This is a genomic window from Brucella sp. NBRC 14130, from assembly GCF_040371715.1.
Classification (GTDB): Bacteria; Pseudomonadota; Alphaproteobacteria; order Rhizobiales; family Rhizobiaceae; genus Brucella; species Brucella intermedia.
In genome coordinates this window covers 1-1,227 of sequence record NZ_BAABTE010000065.1, presented here as the reverse complement: position 1 = coordinate 1,227, position 1,227 = coordinate 1, and the positions used below count along the sequence as shown (strand labels likewise).

The window sequence follows — 1,227 nt, the reverse complement described above, 5'->3', positions numbered from 1 at the left end:
GCACCGGGCGCACGGCCGACAACAAGCTTGCTCTGCTTACCGCCGTTCTGGCGGACGGCATCAATCTCGGTCTCACCAGAATGGCGGATGTTTCCCCCGGGCTGACAATGCGGCAGCTCGCTTGGGCGCACGACTGGCATATCCGGGAGGAGGGTTACACTGGCGCGCATGCCATTCTCGTCAATGCCCAGAGGCAACTGCCTCTCGCGAGATTGTGGGGCGACGGAACCACCTCGTCCTCGGACGGGCAGTATTTTCCGGCGGGAGGGCATGCCGAGGCGATCGGTGACCTCAACGCCCGCTATGGCCCTAACCCCGGCGCCAAATTTTATCGCTTCACCTCCGACCAGTATGGCGCGTTCCATATCATCGCCATGAACGCCAATGCGAGCGAGGCCATCTACGTTCTCGACGGTCTGCTGTATCATGGCAGCGATCTCGCCATCGAAACCCATTATGTCGACACCGGCGGGGTCAGCGACATGAGTTTCGCTCTTTGTCATCTTGTCGGTTTCCAGCTCGTGCCCCGGCTGCGCGGCCTTAAGGATCGCCGGCTCCATCTCTTTCCGGGCGACACGCCTCCTGAAAACCTCGCCTCGCTCATTGGTGAATCCGTCAACGTCGAGCGGATCAAGGCGAACTGGAATGACATCCTGCGTCTCGTTACCACGATCCGTTCCGGCCAGGTGCGGCCTTCGACTTTGCTGGCGAAACTGTCCGCATTCCCGCGCCAAAACGGACTGGCGCTCGCCTTGCGCGATATCGGACGCATCAATCGATCCATCTTCCTGCCGCAATGGTGGCAGAACCCCGAAATGCGCAGGAACGCCACTGCCGGCCTTAATAAGAGCGAGGCCCAGAACACCCTGGCTCGGGCGCTGTTCTTCAACCGGCTCGGAGAACTGCGGGACAGGACCTTCGAGAGCCAGTTCTACAGGGCGTCCGGGCTGAACCTGCTCATCAACGCCATCGTCTACTGGAATACGCTCTATCTCGAACCAACGTTTGCTGAGCTCAATCGCGAAGGTATTGCGACGCCGGCCGACGTGATCAAGCACATCACGCCTCTCGGATGGCAGCATATCAGCCTCACCGGCGATTATATCTGGACCCCGACTGACAGCCTCGACCTCAGGCCTCTTCGGCGCGAGACGTCCATGCTGGCCGCCTGATCACCATATGTTCTCAAATGTCGGACAGATTCACCACTTTCGTGTCGTGACGCCC

At 60.1% G+C, this 1,227-nt stretch carries 1 protein-coding gene; it reads left to right on the top strand.

Annotated elements, in window-relative coordinates:
• A partial coding sequence (locus ABWW28_RS27570; protein ID WP_353393012.1) for a Tn3 family transposase occupies positions 1-1,172 on the top strand: 1,172 nt, incomplete at its 5' end.
• Positions 1,173-1,227: the final 55 nt, after the last annotated feature.